The sequence below is a fragment of the Parahaliea maris genome (genome assembly GCF_008064665.1).
Classification (GTDB): domain Bacteria; phylum Pseudomonadota; class Gammaproteobacteria; order Pseudomonadales; family Halieaceae; genus Parahaliea; species Parahaliea maris.
On record NZ_VRZA01000006.1, the window covers coordinates 159,693 to 175,392 of the forward strand.

The following is a 15,700-nucleotide window of genomic DNA, read 5'->3' on the forward strand; positions in this document are numbered from 1 at the left end:
CCGTGCCTCACTTTGTGTACAAGGCTATTGGCCGTGACGGCAAGGCCACCGAGGGTGGTATCGAGGCTGATGGCCTGGAGGTCGCTTCACGCCAGTTGCGCAGCAAGGGCCTGACCCTGCTGAAACTCGAGCCGGGCATGGCCGCTGCCAACAGCGGCAAGGCCGCCGGAAAAGCCCCGGGTCGCCAGGAAGTGCTGTCGATGACCACCGAGCTGGCCGTACTGCTGCGCGCGGGCCTGCCGCTGGACCGGGCCCTCAAGGTGCTGATCGATATGGCGGCCGAGCCCGCCATGCACGGGCTGCTCAACGACCTGCTGAAGGACGTCAAGGGCGGCAAGGCGCTGAGTCAGGCCCTGCAGCCTCACGAAAACATCTTTGGTTCCTTCTATATCAACATGGTGCGCTCGGGCGAGGCCAGTGGCCATCTTTCCGCCGTGCTGGACCGGCTGGTGGAGTACCTGGAGAACGCCAAGGCCAATCGCGATGCGGTGGTCTCGGCTCTGATTTATCCGGCCATCCTGCTGGTGGTGTCGGTGCTCTCCATTTTTGTCATGCTGGGCTTTGTCGTTCCCCAGTTTGAAACACTGTTCGAGGACATGGGAGATGCCCTGCCCGCCATGACACAAATGGTGATCGCCGGTGCGGATTTCGTGAAATCCTGGGGCTGGCTGCTGGCCATCGCGGTGGCCGGTGCTGTGGTCTATACCCGAAGCTGGCTGCGCACCGCTGCCGGGCGCGAAACCCTGCACAAGCGCATGCTGGGAATGCCCCTTGCCGGGGGGATCGTTTTCGAGTTCGAGATGTCCAAGTTCGCCCGCACGGTGGGCACCCTGGTGGGCAATGGGGTATCCCTGTTGAAGGCGATCTCCATTGCCATCGATACGGTGGACAACACGGTGCTGAAAGAGGCGCTCGGAGTGTTGCCTCCCGCGGTCAAGGCAGGCAAGCGCATGTCCGTCGCCCTGGAAGAGACCAAAATGTTTACCCCGATGGTCATCCAGATGACGCGGGTGGGTGAGGAGTCCGGCAGTCTGGACAAGATGATGCTGGAGCTGGCCAAGGTATTTGATGATCACGTGCAGTCGGGCGTCAAGCGCGGCCTGACCCTGTTGGAGCCGGTACTCATCCTGGGGATGGGGGCGATCATAGCGGTCATCATTATCGCCATCCTGATGGGCATCCTGTCGGTCAATGATCTGGCAGCCTAGGGCGTGGCTTCCCTGACATATTTGAACAATCCCCGCGCAGGCGGGGGCCAGTATTCCGAATCCTGCGAGGACAATTAAAAATGAAGCATCACCGTAACCAATCCCGTCGCCAGCGCGGCTTCACCCTGATGGAACTGCTGGTGGTACTCGCCATCCTGGGCCTGTTGATGAGCCTTGTCGGGCCGCGGGTCCTGAACCAGCTGGGTGGCGCCAAGACCAAAACGGCGGGTATCCAGGTCAAGGATCTGGAGCAGTCGCTGGAGATGTACAAGCTGGATGTCGGGCGCTTTCCCTCCAACTCCGAGGGCCTTGACGCCCTGGTGCGCAAACCCTCCGGCGCCGCTGGCTGGAATGGCCCCTACCTGAAGTCCAAAGACGTTCCTCTCGACCCCTGGAACCGGGAGTACCATTACAAGTACCCGGGCGAGCGGTCGGAGGTGGACATCTTTAGCTACGGCCAGAATGGCGTGCCGGGCGGTGAAGGTGAAGACACTGACGTGGGCAACTGGCGCTAAGGCGCAGCCGACAACACAGGTGTTCCGCCGGTCACAACCCGCGAGGGGTTTCACTCTGCTGGAGCTGGTGGTGGCGCTCGCCATCGCTGGCCTGCTGATGGCATTGGTGGTGCCCGCTGCCGGGCGCCTGTATTCGGGTATGCAGTACCGGGAGGGTATTCGCGAGGCCATGACTGTGCTGACCGCGGCGCGCATGCGTGCAATTACCTCCGGAAAACCCCAGGATGTGGAGGTCCGTCCGGACAAGCGCAGCATTTACTACGCGGGTAAAACCCACACCTTGCCGTCGGGTGTGACGATGGCAGTTCACTCGGCCCGTGAGCTGAACCGGGAGGGTACCGGGGTAATCCGGTTTTATCCCGAAGGCGGCGCTTCGGGCGGCGGTATCGATATCGAGAGTTCCCGCGGAGACGGGGTCAGTGTGGAAGTGGACTGGCTCACCGGAGCCGTGAGCCAGGCGCGTTATGCGAGCAACTGATTTCAGGGCGTCTCGCGCGCGCCGCCCCCATCGGCAGCGCGGCTTTTCCCTGCTGGAAATGGTAGTAGCCATTGCCGTGCTGGGGGTGTCCCTCGGCGCCCTGTACCAGGCAGCCGGAGGCGCGTCGCGCAATATTCGCACGGATGAAAAATACGCTTTTGGCGTTGAGCTCGCTCAGTCCCTGCTGGCGGATGTCGCCCAGGTGCCCGTGAGTGGCTTCCGCGATGGCGGAGCAACAGAAGGCGGTTTTCTGTGGGAGGTGGTGGCGACCCCGCTGCCTCAGATAGAGAAGGGTCTACCTGCCGGTGTGCTGCAGGATGTCGAAGTGGTAGTGGCCTGGCAGGATGGCCGTCATCGTCGGGAGGTGCGTCTGAACTCGGTGGTCGAGGGAGTGCAAACACGCTGATGGCCGGCTCTGCTCCCAGGTTACCGCGCGCCACCATGCCGGGTTTTACCCTGGTGGAGGTGGTGGTGGCCCTGTCCATCCTGTCGATGATCATGCTGGCGACGGTCACTGCACTGCGCACCTTTGGGCGCACGCAGGCTACCCTGCAGTCGGTCACTGAGCGCGTTGACGAGGTGCGCCTGGGCAGCAGCCTCTTGCGGGACCTGGTGGCCTCGGCCGTCGTGGGTACAGAGGGTGGCAGTGGCGGCCTGGGCCTGGGTGGCTCAGGTGGAAGCTCACGTCAGGCCCTGATGCGTGGTGACGACGACAGCGTTATCTGGCGCGCTACGGTGTTGTTCGGTGAGTCCTATGGCGGTGCCTATGTCCTGCGCCTCGGGCGAGCCGATGACGAACTGGTGCTCGCCTGGAGCGACCAGCCGGACCTGCCCGAGGACATCGACTGGAGCCGGGCACCGTCGAAAACCGTGGTCAGCGGACTGCAGGATTTTTCGGTCGGCTATCGCGAGGCTTACGGCGAACCCTGGACAAGCGAGTGGACGGGAGAGGGGACGCCACTCCTGGTGCGCTTCAGGATAAAAACCCGTGATCGCTACTGGCCGGACCTTGTTGCCCTGGTGCCGGGTAAATGACCAGGGAATTTTTACCGCGGCAGGGCCGTCAACCTGTACGTCAGGCCGGTGTGGCGCTGGCGATGGTGGTGTGGTTTCTGGCAGCCATGTCTTTGCTGGTGGCGGGTATCGTGCACCAGGGCCGTATCGACAGCCGCCTGACGCAGGCGCACCTGGCGCGGGCCAAGGCGGTTGCTTCAGGAGATGGCGCCAGTCAGCTGATGATGGCGCAGTTCACCCGGGCGCAGTCTACCCGGGCACAATCCGGGCGGGCGCCGGGTGAGCAGGGGCGCGTTATGCGCGCCAGTTTCGAACTCGGCGACACCGAAGTGGATGTGACGCTGACGCCGGCGTCGGGCTTGCTGGACATCTACAGCGCGCCGCCGCAGGTACTGGCGCAACTGTTTGCCCGACGCGGGAATCTGCCGATGGGTGAGGCACAACGGCTGGCGGACAATGTGGTACAGTTGCGCACGCCCGTCAATCGGGGCGAAGGGCCAGTTCTGACCCGCATGAGTACGCAGGAAGACATGCTGAAAGTGCCCGGATTCAACCGGGTGCTGCTGGACGCTTTGCGCGATGATATTCGCGCGGTCTCCGGTGGTGCCGGGTTCAACTGGGCGGCGGCACCGGATGAACTGCTGAGCGCGGTTCAGGGTGCAAACCAGCGTGCTGCGGACCGGGTGATGTCCCGGCGAGCGGAGAATGGCGGCCCGGGTGCTGCCGGGCAAAACGACAGCCACTACCGGGTCGACGCGGTAGTGCATTACGGTGGGCGCTCCTGGTTGCGCCGGCGCTGGGTAGTGATGAGCGGTGCCCCGGGGTCGCGCCTGGGCTGGCGCTTCCTGCGAACCGAGAGCCCGCGGGTGATTGCACAACAATGAATTGGGACAGGGAAATAAACGCAGCGACATGCTAGATGCAAGCCAGAAATGGCAATTGTTCGGCTTCGATGTTCGGGAGATCGGCAAATACTGGCAGCACGCCTGGGCGGAATTTCTCTGGGGCGATCGCTCGCCGGTGCGTGCCCATCTCGACGAAGTGGTACGCCTGCGGGCACCTGCCGGCGACGCCCGCTTCTATCACGGCGGGGAGCAAGTCGATCCCGGTAGCGCCGAACTCTGTGAAGCCATTGAGCTCCCCGCCGACCTGGTGCTGTCGCGCTCACTGCGCCTGCCGTTGGCGGCCGAGGCGGACCTCGATTCAGTCATGCGGCTGGAGGTGGCCTCCAGCAGTCCTTTTCCTGGCGATGATACGGCGGCGGGCTGGACCGTTCAGGCCCGGGAGGAGTCCTTTCTGAGGGTGCAGTTGGCCATCGCCTCGCTGAGCGCGACTATGGGCTACCTGGGAAGCGAGTACGACATCCACCGGGTGGATGAAGTGGAAGTCTGGGCCGAAGGGCCCGAACGGCCGATCGTATTACGTGGGTTTGGCGAGAGCCAGCGCCTGACGCGTTACAAGCGCCGCCTGCTGCGCATCGGCTCGCTGCTCGGCGTCGGCCTCGCGCTGGTGCTGGCGATGTTGCTGGTGGCTGCCGGCGGCAAATTCCTCGAACTGCGTCATGTGGAGTCCCTCGCTCAGTCGGTGCAGGTGGATTCGGCAGAAGCCCAGTCCGCGAAGACGGCACTGCAAACGGCCAACGAAACTGCCGGGAAGATGAACGAGGTGCTGGTCCAGTACCCCAATCCTCATTTCGAACTGGCCCGGATCAGTGCCCTTCTGGGTGACGACGCCTATATCTCCCAGTTCACCATGCGCGGCAACGAGATTCGTTTGCGCGGCAGGGCAACCGATGCCGCCGGAGTGATGCAGAAGCTCAGTGGAGTAAGGGCGTTTGCCGAGGTCTCGTCTCCCGCCGCTATCACCCGAATAGCCAACACGGGGCTGGAACAGTTCACCATCAATATCAAGTTGCGAACCGATGCATCGGCTGAGGGTGATGGTGATGGTGGGGAGAGCGCGTCGTGAGCTGGTTCCGTGACAACCGGCGCGACGCCGTTTTCGTCGCTATCACCGTAGCGCTGCCCCTGTTCCTGTTTGTTTATTTTGCCCTGCAGTTGCTCTCCGTCAGGGCGGGCTACCAGGCGGATATCGAACGTGTGGCGCCCCGGGTCGCGCGGCTCGAGGGGATTCGGCAGCGCGAGAACGAACTCAAACAGGCGCTCAGCTCGGTAGACGGAACCGTGACCAACCTGGTGTATCCCCCGGGTCGGGACCGCGCCTCGGTGGCTGCGACCATGCAAAAGGATGTTCGCGAAATTCTGATAGATGCCGGCCTGGCGGTTGCCAACAGCCAGATATTGCCGGATGACAGCGACGAAGGATTCGAGGTCGTGCGGCTGGATGTCACCGTGTCGGGAGACCTCTCCGCCCTGGACGTGGCGCTGGCGGGCCTGAGCGCCTACCGTCCGCGGCTCATGATCGAGTCGCTGGATATCTGGCCGGAGCGGGCCACCCGCCGCAACCAGGATCCCGGGCAAACGGTAACGATTGGCATGCAGATGATGGCCTTGAAGGTGCGGTCGTGAGTTTCCTGGACCGCTACCGGGAGTCCTCTGAACCGTTGCGGACGGAGCGCAGGGTGGAGTTGGTGTGTCTCGGGCTGGGAGTGTTGCTTGCACTCCAGGTTGTCTGGGTTTTGCTGCGCGCGGTTGTGCCGGCCGGAATCGAACCTGTGTACCCCGCCGAGAGCTCACTGCGTGTGGCCGATATCCACTCGTTGAACGCCGTGGGCCAGAAGGAGAGCGCGGAGATTCGCTCCCGTCCGTTGTTCTGGGAAGGGCGCCGGCCCCAGGACAGTATTCCTGTCGAAGAGGATGCTCCTGTGGAGCAGAAGACGAAGCAGGGGCTGCCTCCCGTCAAGCTGCAGGGTGTGTTTGGCAGCCGGGGTGTGATTGCGACCGTCAAGGGCAAGCAGGAGCGTTTGCTGGTAGGCGACGAGGTGGCGGGATGGACGTTGAAGGAAATCAAGCCAGACCTGGCGATCTTCGAAAGCAGCGGTCGTCGTGAGGAGGTTGGCCTGAAACGAAACGTAAGCGTTAGCGTGGGGTCTGTGGAAGAGGTCGGTCCTGGCCCTGGCCCTGGGCCACGCCCGGGACCGGGCGTGCCCGCAGCGCCAACAGGCAACTCCGAGGCCGCACCCGGGAAGATACCACCGGAGCCGCCTGCGAAGTTGGGCTTGGGTCGAATGTAAAACGATCGGTATCGGATGAATACAAGCCCGCGCAGCAGTGCGGGCCCTGGACCAGGAAATGAAGCAAATGCAAGCCAAGAATACTTTCATGGTGAAGAGTGCGCTACCGCCGCTGTTGCTGCTGTCACTGCTGCTTGCCGGTTGTGCCGAGCTGCAGCAGGAAGCGCCCAGCCATGATGCGGCAGTGACCCGCGAGCCCGTGACCGGGGCTGCAGATGCCGCCGCCGGCGCGGTCGGCACTGCCGAGCTACCGAAGGAGCCGTCGTCAGCGGATGACGATCGCGTGGCGCCTGTCATATACAAGGGTACAGATCGCCAGGTGCGTATGCCGGCCGCTGCCGAGCCGATCCGCCTGGTGGGCAAGGATGTCAGCCTGAATTTCGAAGAGGCACCGCTGGGCGAAGTGGTACACGCTGTGCTCGCCGACATCCTGAATCTTGATTACATCATTGACCACCCCGTGCAGGGTAAGGTTACCCTGCGTACCCGTACGCCCATTCCCCGCGACCAACTGCTCGGTGTTCTGGAGTCGCTGCTTCAGGCCAACAATGTCCTGATGGTCCGCGGCAGCGACGGTCGTCTGGTGATCACGGGCTCCCAGCAGGCGCGGCGGATGAATCCCTCCGTATCGGGGCCCGGCGGCCAGGGCGCCGGCTACACCACCACGATCATCCCTCTGCGCTACATCAGCGCCACCAACATGGCGGAAATCCTCAAGCCGGTGGCGGACGAGTCGGCCTTCCTGAGGGTCGACAATACCCGCAACCTGCTGATGCTGGCGGGTACCCAGGCCCAGCTCAGCGGCTGGATGGAGATGATCACCACCTTTGACGTCGATCTGCTCAAGGGCATGTCCGTGGGCCTGTACCCGCTGGAGCACAGCGGCGTGGAAAATACCGCTGACATCCTCAACGGCATGCTCGGTGGCGCCAGTGCCGGCGGCAAGGGCGGGGCTGGAGCAGGCGGGGACTTCGGACAGCTGGTCAAAATCATCCCCATCAAGCGCCTGAACAGCCTGTTGGTGGTCACCCCGCGGGCGCACTACCTCGAGACGGTAGGTACCTGGATCGAGCGCCTGGATGCGGCGCCGGATTCCAATTTTGCCAAGAAGCTGTACGTGTACCCGGTGCAGAACACGACTGCCAGCCGTCTCTCAGACCTGCTGAACAGCATTTACAGTGGCGGTGGCAGCAAGAAATCCTCTGGTTCCATTGGCTCCAGCTCGAGTGGCCAGAGTGGCAGGAACGTGGCGCCAGGGATGAATATCGAGAGTATCGGCTCCTCCTCTGGTGGTGGTAACGCGCCAGCCAGTTTTGGCAGCCAGCAGAATCTCGGCGCAGGGATTGCCGCTACGACTGTCGGGGCGGGGGGCGAAGAGGATTCGATCATTGAGGATGTTCGGGTCGTTGCCGACGACGAAAACAACAGCCTGATGATCTATGCCACTGGCAGGCAGTACGAAATTATCAAAGAAGCGCTGGACCAGCTGGATGTGATTGCCACCCAGGTCATTATCGAGGCCAGCATCCTTGAGGTCAGCCTTACCGAAGGGTTGGAATACGGTCTGGAATGGACCTTCAAGAATGGACTTGGCAGTAGTTACAGTGGCTTCGGCCAATTGGCCGGTGCGGTATCCGGTCCGGCTGCTGCCGCGGGCTTCTCTTATTCCATCACCAACAGTGCGGGAGATATTTCCGCGGTTCTTAATGCCCTCGCGGAGGATTCGTTGGTCAATGTGATTTCTACGCCCTCGGTGATGGTGCTCGACAACCAGACTGCCTATATCCACGTAGGTAACCAGGTGCCGGTACGCACCAGCCGCTACGGGAGTGTGGCCGGGAACACCGACTCGATTATCGAGAACATCGACTACCGCGATACCGGTGTGAAGTTGACCGTGCGCCCCTCGGTGAATGCGGGGCGCCTGGTGACCATGGATATCGCGCAGTCGGTGACCGACCTGGGCTCGATTGACGCCGCCACGGGGCAGCGTGCCTTCCTGGAACGCAATATCCAGAGCCGGGTGGCGGTGCGCTCCGACCAGGCCGTAGTTCTGGGGGGGTTGATTCAGGACAATGCGACCAGCACCAACTCCGGGGTTCCGCTGCTGAAGGATATCCCTGGGCTGGGTGCCCTGTTCAGCAGCACCGACAATGAAAATCGCCGTACCGAGTTAATCGTCATCATTACCCCCAGGGTCATCGCCAGCGAAAGCGAACTGCAGGACGTCAGCGCCGAGATGCGCTCCCGCATGCGCCACATGGAGCTGATCGATGTCGACCCATAGGGTGATTGGCGCACGCCGGCCCGGTGCTTGTGCGGGCCGGTCTCGCGCGTATAATCCGCTCGTTTGAATTCTGTAATCACTTGGAAATCAGTATGTTGCAATTGAGTAAGGCCTTTGCCTCGGGCCTGCTGGTCGCACTGGCGCTGTTGGCGTTAGCGGCTTGTGAAAATAAAGAGGGAATAAACACCGAACCCGAAACGTTAACCGAGACTCAGGAGGCTGCGCTGGTTCAGCGGGTCACTGAAAGGTGGGCTGCGCTGTCTGCACTGAACTATGATCGCGCCTGGGAATATTCTTCACCTGCTTATAGAAAAGTATTCCCTAAACGGTTGTTTGTGCGAAATTTTTCCTATGTTGTGGAAAGAGAGTTGACAGGGGTTAAAGTCCTTAACTATGATGCCGAAGCAGCTGTGGCAAGTGTGTCGGTCAGGGTCATGTCCAGGCCGACCAAGTCGACCTCAGAGGCTTCCCGGGCGCTCGGTGCGCTGCCGGTCTCCATTCATGAGAAGTGGATTCTCGAAGATGGTGAGTGGTGGTTCAGTGTGAGCGGCAGGTAGGCCTTATGGCGGTAGATTGGTTGACAGCTAGCTGCAGTTAGCAATAATAGCGCTAGCAATCTGTACTTATTTTGGTTGTGACGTAAAACACATTAGGAGTCTCCTCTTATGAAAGCTTCATTCAAGCCCTTGGGTCTTGCTGCTGCCGTTGCTGCTGCAACCGCTGGTTACACCGGCGCTGCAAACGCGACTGTTGCCGCTAACCAGCTCGGCGACCTCGCCCTGGTTCCCTATTACACCGTTCAGAACGGTTTCGTAACCGGTGTTCATATCATCAATACCAGCGAAGCCACCCAGGTTGTCAAGCTGCGCATGCGTCGTGCCAGCGACTCCATGGACGCCCTCGACTTTAACCTGATCATGTCCCCTAAAGATGAGTGGACTGGCTGGATCGATATCAGCGACTCAGGTGAGATTGCCTTCAACACTGGCGACAACACCTGTACTGCTCCGCAGCTCACCAATGGCCGCTTCGTCATGCCTGACGACATGAGCGACACCACCCTGGTTGACTTCCGTACCGGCGCTGAAGAAGGCTACATCGAAGTAATCGGCATGGGTCAGCCCGATAGCGAATCTGCTCCGATCGCTGTTGCCGCCAAGCACGGTTCTGACGGTGTTCCCGCTGACTGTAATGCGGTCGCCTCTAACTTTTACCGCGCGACCTCTTTTGCAACTGCTACCGGTGTGATCACTGCCACCCCTACGGAAAACGGCGTGCAGTCACCGATCCTGACCCATCAGTGTAAAGCTGATGCCGTAACTGGTCTGGCTCCGGAAAACTGCTCCGGCGCGGCTTCTGTCGTACCGAACAACTATGTCGACTCCGAAAACGCCCTGAAGGTATCCTACTTCATTCGTGATACTGCGGGCGGTCTGGAAATGGGCAGCAACGCTGTGCACATTGAAGACTTCAGTGCGTCCACCGCTGATGCGATGATCACTAACCAGCAGACCCAGCTGGCGGGTAGCTTCGACCCCATGGGTTACCTGTTCCCTGATCTGGATGGTGGTTCTCCGTTCGTAGACACCGCTGGTAACACCAACGTTACTACTGTTAACCGCGGGCTGTTTGACACGGTTATCCGTCCCGACTTGGGCGCCTTGGAGATCGTTAACGACTGGTCTACCAACCCCGCCAACAACGTGCGCACCGACTGGGTTGTTACCTTCCCAGGCCAGTACACCATGCTGAACATCTTCAGCTATATCGCGGCCCTGCCCGATGTCACTGTCACTACTGACGGCACTGGCACCTGTACCTTCGCCAACACCTGTGACCTGCGTGACATCCCGGTAGACGTGTCCCTGACCGTTTACGACCGCGAAGAGCAGAGCTTCACGCCGGCCGAAGGTGGCCTGGTAGTGTCTCCCTCTATCAGTGCGACTCCGGAAGGCTTCATTCTGCCTAACGAAGTTAACGTGATTGAGTGGGCCTCCGTGGGCGTAACCCCCGAGCCGGTTTTGGGTAGTGATTACGCAGTGACCAATACCGTGCAGCTGGCTGACGCTGTTGCAGGCTGGGCCGAACTGGATGTGAAAGCTGACCCCACTAAAGGCGGCGCACAGTCAGTGTTTGAGTACATGATCGACCCGAACCTGCCCGGCGCTGCTCTGGGTCCGGTTGCCGTCACTAGCGTAGAGCAGGTGCCCATGATTGGCTTCACCGCTTGGGAGCGTTCTTTCCCGAGCAACCCCGATGCCAACTACGGTCGTATCATCGATCACAGCTTCGTGGTATCTTCCTGATATCCTTCGGCTAACGCCGAAAGCTGTACAAAAGACCGGCGCCCTTGTGGCGCCGGTTTTTTTTGCGCACGTGATTATTTTCGGTCAAAAAACTGTAAAATCCCCTTCTTGCTGAAGCGAACTTCAATCCGGGTTTCTACTCAAATCTGGTTCCTATTGTAATTCTGGAGAATTCAACCGTGTCTATGCGTACATGCATCATAGTATTTGGCCTGCTGGTTTCGTTGAGCTTGGGGAGTACAGCTCAAGAACTTGCCGATGATAAGGTCGTTGTCAGTGATGGCAGTACGACTGTGAGCGAGGACGAGCTCCGTTATATTATCGAACACTGGACACCGGATTTACGCCAGGCCGCGACCGATGGGGGCGACCGAATTGAGCTGCTGAACCAGGTCCTGGCGATCAAGAAAATCGCCAGTGAGGCAGAGAAAATTTCACCCGAAGAGGACAGAGAAGACTACTGGAAACTGGAAATGGCGCTGCGTCAGGTGAAGCAGCGTTTCATGGTTGGGCGTTACATCGAAAACCTGGAAGTGCCAGATATGTCCGATCTCGCCAAGGAACGCTATGAAACGGAGAAAACCAAATACGCATCGGTGCCGGAGCAGCGTCAGTCATCCCACATTCTGGTGCTGTGCGACCCTCGTACCTGTGACGGTGACGAGGAGCAGGCTCGCCTGGAGGCGGTCCGCCAGAAGCTGGTTGCAGGAGAAAACTTTGCTGACCTGGCCAGGGAATTTTCAGAGGACCCAGGCTCAAAAGACAGCGGCGGAAAATTTGATCGATGGCTGCATAAAGGAACAACTGATGTCGATGGCGCCTATCTGAAGACGGTGTTTCTGCTGGAAGCTGTGGGTGACTACAGTGAAGTGGTTCGTAGCCGCTTCGGTTTCCACATTATCAAGCTCGACGAAATCAAGCCTGCGTATGAGCGGCCTTTCGAGGAGGTAAAGGCCAATATCATTGCTGAACTGACCAATGAGTATAAGAAGCTGCAGGTTAAAGCCTTCGACGACAACTACCGATTCACCGAAGAGTACTTCATCGATAACGACGCGGTTGACGCCCTTTTGGCGCCTTACCTGTCTGAAGAGAAGTAGCGTGAACTACAACGCGAGCTTCTGATTTGAAGTGGCTCGTGAATCACCGCAGCGTCGCGTTTGCCTGCCCTGCGGACGATAAGAAAGCATCTCAATGACTAATATTGTTGTACTCGGAATGCACCGCTCCGGCACCTCAATGGTAGCCGGTGCGCTAGTGCAAAATGGCATGTACGTTGGTGCTGACGACGAATTGCTCGCCCCCCAGAAAGGTGAGAACCCACTCGGTTTTTTTGAGCGTACCGATGTCGTCGAATTGAACGATGGATTACTGGCGGAAGCCAGCGGCAGCTGGTACTCACCCCCTTTGTCGGTCGATGATATCCGGGGACATGGCAGCGAGCAGAAGCGGATTATCAGTGCTCTGGAGCAGCGCTCGCCATGGCTCATTAAAGATCCCAGGATGATCCTCACATGGTCCTGCTGGTCGGAACTGCTCGCTGGGTCGCTGGCAATTTATGTCTACAGAAACCCTCGCGACGTCGCGGTATCCCTCCATCGCCGCAACGGCTTCCCGCTTGCGCTGGGTTTGCTCCTGTGGGAGCGATATAACCGCGAAGCACTGGCAGTTGCTGCTGGTATGTCCCATGTTTGTGTCAGCTTTGATGCGATTCAGGCGGACCCTGGGGCGGAGCTCGGGAAATTATCTGTAGCGCTAGCTGCGCACGGCCTTGCTAGTCGACTGGGGCAGGAAGGCTATAGCCCGACTCTTCCCCATAGTCGCAGTGCACTGTCCAGTGTCGCAGACTCGCTGATGACGGAATCGCAGCGAGCACTGGAAAACTACTGCGAGGCTGTTTGTAACGGTGCTCAACTGGACCTGGCCGCCATTCCGGCGACAGATGACATAGCAGCCGCTCGATTGAGTGACCTCGCAAGTTCCTTGAGCGCCCTTGCGAGCCTGCGTGAAACCGAAGCGCGTCTGGCGGAAGAGCGTGCTCTTACGCTGGAGCGTACTGAGGAGCGAGACCGTTCCCTCTCACAGTTGAGTTCCCTGGAAGTGGAGTACCGTGCCCTGGACGAAGCCCACAAGCATGAAGTGAGCGCACACCATTCACTGCAGGCAGACCATTCCGGCCTCGTACAGGCCCACCGCAGGGAACTCGATGCCCACGACCAGTTGCGCCACTTGCATTCGGAACTGGAAGCCAAGACAGACCACCTGTTTCACGAACTCAGTGAGACCTCTCGCTACCTGCTGGAATACGAACCCTCCCGGATTGCGGGTATCAACCGCGCTGTCACCCGCAGTTACAAGTGGCTGACACGGCGTAGTGCTGAGGTGACCAGTTATGACATAGCGCTGAGACGGGCCAGGGAACATTGCGAGACCTTTGGAATTACAGTGCCAGAACGGGAGCCCGGAAAGGTGGGGCAACTGTGGAATATCCTCAGCTACATGGCGCGTCACCCGGTGTCATCCCTGCGCAGTTTCAGCTATCCCCGGCTGCGTCGAGGCCTGCAAATGCTGTTCTCCTCTAATTCGGACGATTTTGCTGTCTGGGTGGGCAGTCGCTTTCCAGGTTATGTGCCCGAGGCCTACGAGTTCGACCTCGGAAGTCTGCGCGCTGAACTGGATACGCTGGAACTCGAGTTCGCGCAGGTAGACCAGCCCAGGGTGTCGATTGTGGTGCCGGTTTACAACGAGTACCGGATGACGGTCAATTGTCTCGAATCGATTCTCAAGCAAACCAGTGATTCAGCTCGCTATGAAGTTATCGTCGCTGATGATTGCTCCAGCGATCTGACCCGGTCGATCGCCGACCGAATTAGTAACGTTGAAGTCGTTCGTGGCGCAACTAACCTGGGCTTTTTGGGTAACTGTAATCGTGCTGCTGAACAGGCCCGGGGTGAGTTCATACTTTTCTTGAATAACGATACTGCGGTGACGGAAGGCTGGCTCGACCGTCTGGTTGGCTTGATGGACAGTGATGAGAGCATCGGACTTGCGGGTCCGAAACTACTGTATCCCAATGGCAAGTTGCAGGAGGCGGGAGGTATTGTTTGGAGCGATGCGTCGGCCTGGAATTACGGCAAGCTGGATAATGCTGACAAACCGGCCTACAACTACGTCAAGGATGTCGATTATATCTCCGGTGCCTGTCTACTGATTCGGAGCTCAATCTGGCAACAGCTAGGTGGCTTTGACGCCCGCTACTCACCGGCTTATTACGAAGATACGGATATCGCCTTCGCCGTACGTAGCCTCGGCTTTCGCGTAGTTTATCAGCCTGCCTCGCGCGTTGTGCATTTCGAAGGGGTCAGTAACGGCACTGACCTGAAGGAGGGCCTCAAACAGTATCAGGTTCGCAATCGAGAGATATTCCAAGATAAGTGGCGAGAGGAATTGGAGTCCTTCCATTTCGAGAATGCGGAGCACGTATTCTGGGCTCGTGACCGCTCCCGGGAGCGGCGCAGCATTCTCATTATTGATCACTATGTGCCACATTACGACAAAGATGCTGGCTCCCGTTCGACCTTTATGTACATCAAGCAAATGGTCCACATGGGCTACAAGGTATTGTTCCTGGGGGCCAACTTCTTCCCCCATGAGCCGTATACGGAAACCTTGCAGCAACTCGGGGTAGAGGTATTGGTGGGAGAGCCAATGGCTCGTGGGCTCGACCGTTGGCTGGCCGAAAATACTCGCTATATAGACACCATCTACATTCACCGACCCCATGTCGCAGAGCAGTTCTTGCCCCACCTTGAACGACTGGAGAACAGGCCGCCCATCGTTTTTTTCGGGCATGACCTTCATTACCTTCGAACCAGGCGGGAGGGTGCCGTGCTGTCGGAATCGAGTCTGGAGAAAGAGGCTTCAAGATGGCACAGCCGGGAATTCGCCGTATTTGATCGTGTCGATAAGATCTATTACCCATCAGAGGTGGAAGTAGCGGCCATTAGTAAGGAGCGCCCAGACCTCGACGTCTGTTCGATTCCGTTATACGCCATAGAACCTGCGGCCGATACCACTTACGCGCGGGATGAGCGGCAGGGAATGCTCTTTGTCGGTGGGTTCAACCATCCGCCGAATGTGGATGCAATCAACTGGTTTGTGCGCGAAGTACTCCCGCTTGTGCACATTGAGTGTCCTCTGGTCCAACTTCATATTGTTGGCTCCAACGCGACAGAGCAAGTGGCGGCTCTCGGTGACGAGCCGGGGGTGACCTTCCATGGTTTCTTGAGTGACGAGGAGTTAGAAGCGCTCTACCAGAGGGTGCGTCAGGTAGTGGTTCCCCTCCGTTTTGGCGCGGGGGTCAAAGGTAAGGTACTGGACGCGCTGGCGCGGGAGCTACCGGTTGTCGCGACTTCGGTCGGTGCGGAAGGAATCCCCGAGGCGGAGGACGTACTCTGTATCGCCAATGACGCCAACGATTTCGCCGCCGTCGTTATCGCCATCGAGAAGGGCGCGATGGATGTTTCCTCCCTGCTAATGAGAGTTCCGCAATGGCTGGAAGAGCGTTACTCCAAGCGTGCTGTACAGGTATTGCTGCAGCGTGATTTTGGCCACCCCCTGCGCGAGCCGCTCAACATTGAGGCGACGGCATGAGGGACGGCAGTAATGATCTGGATGGGTGTTGCACGGCGCTCGAGCT

At 59.4% G+C, this 15,700-nt stretch carries 14 protein-coding genes; all 14 read left to right on the plus strand.

Features of this window, described 5'->3' with window-relative positions; all coding sequences use genetic code 11:
• The first annotated feature begins 2 nt into the window (after positions 1 to 2).
• The 14 genes from FV139_RS16435 to FV139_RS16500 all read left to right on the plus strand — a co-directional run bounded on the left by FV139_RS16435 (position 3) and on the right by FV139_RS16500 (position 15,654).
• Positions 3 to 1,208: a type II secretion system F family protein gene (locus tag FV139_RS16435; protein ID WP_148069556.1), complete on the plus strand. Its 1,206-nt coding sequence runs from the start codon at positions 3 to 5 to the stop codon at positions 1,206 to 1,208.
• Between the two features lie 80 nt (positions 1,209 to 1,288).
• Entirely contained in the window at positions 1,289 to 1,723 is a 435-nt protein-coding gene (gene gspG, locus FV139_RS16440; protein ID WP_148069557.1) for a type II secretion system major pseudopilin GspG, read from the plus strand.
• Positions 1,671 to 2,201, plus strand: a complete 531-nt coding sequence (locus FV139_RS16445; RefSeq protein ID WP_148069558.1) for a GspH/FimT family pseudopilin — start codon at positions 1,671 to 1,673, stop codon at positions 2,199 to 2,201. The genes gspG and FV139_RS16445 overlap by 53 nt, the downstream gene beginning before the upstream one ends.
• Entirely contained in the window at positions 2,188 to 2,607 is a 420-nt protein-coding gene (locus tag FV139_RS16450; protein WP_148069559.1) for a type IV pilus modification PilV family protein, read from the plus strand. The genes FV139_RS16445 and FV139_RS16450 overlap by 14 nt, the downstream gene beginning before the upstream one ends.
• A complete protein-coding gene (locus tag FV139_RS16455) occupies positions 2,607 to 3,236 on the plus strand; it encodes a prepilin-type N-terminal cleavage/methylation domain-containing protein (protein WP_148069560.1) in 630 nt (209 codons plus the stop codon). Before FV139_RS16450 ends, FV139_RS16455 begins: the two co-directional genes overlap by 1 nt.
• On the plus strand, positions 3,233 to 4,099 hold the full coding sequence (locus tag FV139_RS16460) for a type II secretion system protein GspK (protein ID WP_148069561.1): 867 nt from the start codon (positions 3,233 to 3,235) through the stop codon (positions 4,097 to 4,099). Before FV139_RS16455 ends, FV139_RS16460 begins: the two co-directional genes overlap by 4 nt.
• A 28-nt stretch (positions 4,100 to 4,127) precedes the next feature.
• Positions 4,128 to 5,183, plus strand: a complete 1,056-nt coding sequence (locus tag FV139_RS16465; RefSeq protein ID WP_148069562.1) for a PilN domain-containing protein — start codon at positions 4,128 to 4,130, stop codon at positions 5,181 to 5,183.
• The gene (gene gspM, locus FV139_RS16470; protein WP_148069563.1) at positions 5,180 to 5,743 is read left to right on the plus strand and encodes a type II secretion system protein GspM; all 564 of its coding nucleotides are present in this window, start codon (positions 5,180 to 5,182) and stop codon (positions 5,741 to 5,743) included. Before FV139_RS16465 ends, gspM begins: the two co-directional genes overlap by 4 nt.
• On the plus strand, positions 5,740 to 6,408 hold the full coding sequence (locus FV139_RS16475; protein ID WP_148069564.1) for a type II secretion system protein N: 669 nt from the start codon (positions 5,740 to 5,742) through the stop codon (positions 6,406 to 6,408). Before gspM ends, FV139_RS16475 begins: the two co-directional genes overlap by 4 nt.
• A gap of 67 nt (positions 6,409 to 6,475) precedes the next feature.
• On the plus strand, positions 6,476 to 8,695 hold the full coding sequence (gene gspD / locus FV139_RS16480; protein WP_235898687.1) for a type II secretion system secretin GspD: 2,220 nt from the start codon (positions 6,476 to 6,478) through the stop codon (positions 8,693 to 8,695).
• A gap of 92 nt (positions 8,696 to 8,787) precedes the next feature.
• Complete coding sequence (locus tag FV139_RS16485) at positions 8,788 to 9,252, plus strand: hypothetical protein (protein WP_213004145.1); 465 nt, start codon at positions 8,788 to 8,790, stop codon at positions 9,250 to 9,252.
• Between the two features lie 108 nt (positions 9,253 to 9,360).
• Positions 9,361 to 11,001, plus strand: a complete 1,641-nt coding sequence (locus tag FV139_RS16490; RefSeq protein WP_148069565.1) for a hypothetical protein — start codon at positions 9,361 to 9,363, stop codon at positions 10,999 to 11,001.
• A 185-nt stretch (positions 11,002 to 11,186) separates the two neighbouring features.
• Positions 11,187 to 12,101: a peptidylprolyl isomerase gene (locus FV139_RS16495; RefSeq protein ID WP_235898701.1), complete on the plus strand. Its 915-nt coding sequence runs from the start codon at positions 11,187 to 11,189 to the stop codon at positions 12,099 to 12,101.
• A 94-nt stretch (positions 12,102 to 12,195) separates the two neighbouring features.
• The gene (locus FV139_RS16500; protein WP_148069567.1) at positions 12,196 to 15,654 is read left to right on the plus strand and encodes a glycosyltransferase; all 3,459 of its coding nucleotides are present in this window, start codon (positions 12,196 to 12,198) and stop codon (positions 15,652 to 15,654) included.
• Positions 15,655 to 15,700: the final 46 nt, after the last annotated feature.

What these genes read in the sequence shown, in the direction of transcription:
- gspG (WP_148069557.1), top strand. Translation starts at nt 1,289, where the DNA reads ATGAAGCATCACCGTAACCAATCCCGTCGCCAGCGCGGCTTCACCCTG.
- FV139_RS16445 (WP_148069558.1), top strand. Translation starts at nt 1,671, where the DNA reads ATGGCGTGCCGGGCGGTGAAGGTGAAGACACTGACGTGGGCAACTGGC.
- FV139_RS16450 (WP_148069559.1), top strand. Translation starts at nt 2,188, where the DNA reads ATGCGAGCAACTGATTTCAGGGCGTCTCGCGCGCGCCGCCCCCATCGG.
- FV139_RS16455 (WP_148069560.1), top strand. Translation starts at nt 2,607, where the DNA reads ATGGCCGGCTCTGCTCCCAGGTTACCGCGCGCCACCATGCCGGGTTTT.
- FV139_RS16460 (WP_148069561.1), top strand. Translation starts at nt 3,233, where the DNA reads ATGACCAGGGAATTTTTACCGCGGCAGGGCCGTCAACCTGTACGTCAG.
- FV139_RS16465 (WP_148069562.1), top strand. Translation starts at nt 4,128, where the DNA reads ATGCTAGATGCAAGCCAGAAATGGCAATTGTTCGGCTTCGATGTTCGG.
- gspD (WP_235898687.1), top strand. Translation starts at nt 6,476, where the DNA reads ATGCAAGCCAAGAATACTTTCATGGTGAAGAGTGCGCTACCGCCGCTG.
- FV139_RS16485 (WP_213004145.1), top strand. Translation starts at nt 8,788, where the DNA reads ATGTTGCAATTGAGTAAGGCCTTTGCCTCGGGCCTGCTGGTCGCACTG.
- FV139_RS16490 (WP_148069565.1), top strand. Translation starts at nt 9,361, where the DNA reads ATGAAAGCTTCATTCAAGCCCTTGGGTCTTGCTGCTGCCGTTGCTGCT.
- FV139_RS16495 (WP_235898701.1), top strand. Translation starts at nt 11,187, where the DNA reads ATGCGTACATGCATCATAGTATTTGGCCTGCTGGTTTCGTTGAGCTTG.
- FV139_RS16500 (WP_148069567.1), top strand. Translation starts at nt 12,196, where the DNA reads ATGACTAATATTGTTGTACTCGGAATGCACCGCTCCGGCACCTCAATG.